We start from the raw sequence: 3,330 nt of genomic DNA, 5'->3' as shown, positions 1-3,330 counted from the left end.
TCGGCGCCACCACCGTGCACGAACTCACCCTGCACACCCCACTGACCATCCCGGCTGACGTGCACGTCCGCATCAGCACACCCGACGACAACGGCCACCACGACCTCACCATCACCTCCCCCGCCGGCCTCCACGCCACCGGTATCCTCACCACCGCCGCGCTCGATCCGGACGACGATTTGAGCACCTGGCCGCCGACCGGAGCCGCGTCCGTCCCCGTGGACGACCTCTACGACCGGCTCGCCGACGCCGGCTTCGGATACGGTCCGGTCTTCCAGGGCCTGCGGGCCGCCTGGATCGACGGCGACGACGTCTACGCCGAGATCGAACTACCGGCAGACGCCGACACCACCGGCTACGGCCTGCACCCGGCACTGCTCGACGCCGCCCTGCACGGGCTGCTGCTCGGCTCGGCCCCGGACGACCGCGGACCACGGCTGCCCTTCGCCTTCCAGCAGGTTCAGTTGCGCCGTCCGGGTGCCACCGCGCTGCGGGTGCGCCTCCGGCGACTCGGCGACGACCGGGTGCGGGTGACCGCCTCCGACGCCGATGGCACCCCAGTCGCGTCGATCGGCTCCCTGACGCTGCGCTCGTCCGACCTCGCCCTGCCCCTGGCCGGCCCCCGGTACGCCGTCCAATGGATGCCCGCCGGCCCGGCTCCCACGGTGGACATCTCCGGTGATGTCGTCGTCGACGTGCCGACCGGCGAGCTCACCGACGTGGTCGCCGGTGTGCTGACCGAGATCCAGAGCTTCCTCACCGGCGGTGCCGCCGGCCGTCTGGTGCTGGTGACCCGGGGCGCGGTGGCCACCACCGGCGGCGAGCCGGTCACCGACCTGGCGCACGCAGCTGTCTGGGGGCTCGCCCGCTCCGCCCAGTCCGAGCACCCAGACCGGATCGTGGTCGTCGACGGTGACTCGGAGTCCGGCCGGCGGAGCGGCGAATCCCAGGTCGCGATCCGTGACGGAAAAGCCCTGGTACCCCGCCTGATGCCGGTGCGGGACCCGGTGACCACACCGGTCTGGGACGGCACCGTGCTGATCACCGGCGGTACCGGCACGCTCGGCACCCTCGTCGCACGGCACCTCGTGCAACGGCACGGCGTACGGAGCCTGCTTCTGGCGAGCCGCCGGGGCGTCGTTACCGGACTGGAGGATCTCGACGCCACGATCAAGGCCGTCGCCTGCGACGTCGGCGACCGGGACGCCGTCGACGCGTTGCTCGCGCAGGTGCCGGAGGACCAGCCGCTGACTGCGGTCGTCCACCTGGCCGGCGTGCTCGACGACGCCACCGTCGAGCAGCTCACCCCGGAGCGCCTCACTACGGTGTTGCGTACCAAGGCGATCGCCGCCCGTCACCTGCACGAGGCCACCCGTGACCGGGACCTGCGCGCCTTCGTCCTCTTCTCCTCGATCGCCGGCGTCCTCGGCAGCCCGGGCCAGGCCAACTACGCCGCCGCGAACGCCGTCCTCGATGCCCTCGCCCAGGCGCGCCACGCCGAGGGGCTGCCCGCCACCTCGATCGCCTGGGGAATGTGGGCCGAGCTCAGCGACATGACCCGGGAGCTGGGCGACGGGCGGCCGAGGATGCGCGCGGCGGGACTGCGACCGTTGCGTACCGAAGTCGCACTTGCCCTGCTGGACGCCGCCGTCGGCGGTGCCCGGCCCGTGGTTGCCGCCGCCGACCTCGACCTCGCCGTCTGGCGGAACACGGACCCGGACGCCGTACCCGTGCTGCTCCGGAATCTGCGCCCTGGCCCGGCCCGGCGCACCGACCGAGCCGGCCGCGGTGCCGAGGGCGGACCCGGATGGGCCGCCCGGGTCGCCGCTCTGCCGAAGGTCGAACAGGAACGGGCGGTCCTGGACGAGGTGCGTTCCGCAGTCGCTCAGGTCCTCGGGCACACCGCTGCGGAGGCCGTCGAACCGGGGCAGGGCTTCCTGGACATGGGGTTCGACTCGCTGACGGCACTGGAGCTGCGCAATCTGCTCGGCGCGCGGACCGGCATCCGGCTGCCGGCGACGGTGATCTTCGACTTTCCCACCCCGGAGGCGCTCGCCTGCCGGCTGCGGCCCGATCCGGAGGCGGCACGGCTCGCCCTGGTCACACCGGTCGTCGCCGAGCTCGACCGGTTGACCGCGGCCCTGGCCGAGCAAACCGCCGACAGCCGGGCGCGGAGCGTTCTTGCCGACCGGTTGCAGGTGTTCCTCGACCGGCTCGTCGGCGACAGCGCCGAGACGGTGGAACTCACCACCGACGAGGAGATGTTCGCGTTCATCGACAACTCCCTGCGCCCCTCCGACCTTGCCAACTGACCCGTCCACGACGACCGCGAGGGTGAACATGGCGACCGAGGACAAGCTCCGTGAATACCTGCGGCGGGCCACCAATGAACTGCAGGAGACCCGGCGCCAACTGGGCGAGGTCCGGGCCAAAGCCCGCGAGCCGATCGCGATCGTAGCCATGGCCTGCCGCTATCCCGGCGGCGTCCGCTCACCCGAGGATCTGTGGGAGCTCGTAAGCACCGGCGCTGACGGCATCGCCGGTTTCCCGGACGACCGTGGATGGGAAATCGCGGAGTTCGGCGCCGACCCGCAGGGCGGCTTCCTCTACGACGCTGCGGATTTCGATCCGGGGTTCTTCGGGATCAGTCCGCGTGAGGCGTTGGCGATGGATCCGCAGCAGCGGTTGTTGCTGGAGGTGTCGTGGGAGGCGTTCGAGCGGGCTGGTATCGACCCCCATTCGGTACGCGGCAGCCGCACCGGGGTCTTCACCGGTCTGATGTACGCCGACTACGGCGCGCGACTTCACGACGTTCCCGAGGCGATCGAGGGCTACCTGGGCAACGGCAACATCGGGAGTGTGGCCTCCGGCCGGGTGGCCTACACCTTCGGCTTGGAGGGGCCGGCGGTGACGGTGGATACGGCGTGTTCGTCGTCGTTGGTGGCGTTGCATCTGGCAGTGCAGTCGTTGCGGCAGGGCGAGTGTGATCTGGCACTGGCCGGTGGAGTCACCACCATGTCGACGCCCCGGGTCTTTGCCGACTTCCTGCGCCAGGGCGGGCTGGCCGGCGACGGGCGGTGCAAGTCGTTTGCGGGTGCGGCTGATGGCACTGGTTGGGGTGAGGGTGTGGGTCTTCTTCTGGTGGAGCGGTTGTCGGATGCGCGGCGGCGTGGGCATCCGGTGTTGGCGGTGGTGCGGGGTAGTGCGGTGAACCAGGACGGGGCGAGTAGCCGGCTGACGGCGCCGAATGGTCCGTCGCAGGAGCGGGTGATTCGGCAGGCCCTCGCGAATGCGCGTTTGTCGCCGGCTGATGTGGACGTGGTGGAGGGG

Annotated in this window: 2 protein-coding genes; both read left to right on the top strand. The window is 71.4% G+C overall.

Annotation, left to right across the window (positions count from 1 at the left end):
• The coding region (locus E1258_RS31280; protein WP_132407426.1) for a type I polyketide synthase at positions 1-2,312 on the top strand (2,312 nt) is incomplete at its 5' end.
• A 22-nt stretch (positions 2,313-2,334) separates the two neighbouring features.
• On the top strand, positions 2,335-3,330 hold a 996-nt coding region (locus E1258_RS31275), incomplete at its 3' end, for a beta-ketoacyl synthase N-terminal-like domain-containing protein (RefSeq protein ID WP_371688711.1).

It is taken from the genome of Micromonospora sp. KC207 (genome assembly GCF_004348615.1).
In the GTDB taxonomy this organism is placed as follows: Bacteria; Actinomycetota; Actinomycetes; order Mycobacteriales; family Micromonosporaceae; genus Micromonospora.
This window is presented reverse-complemented; position numbering and strand designations above follow the sequence as displayed.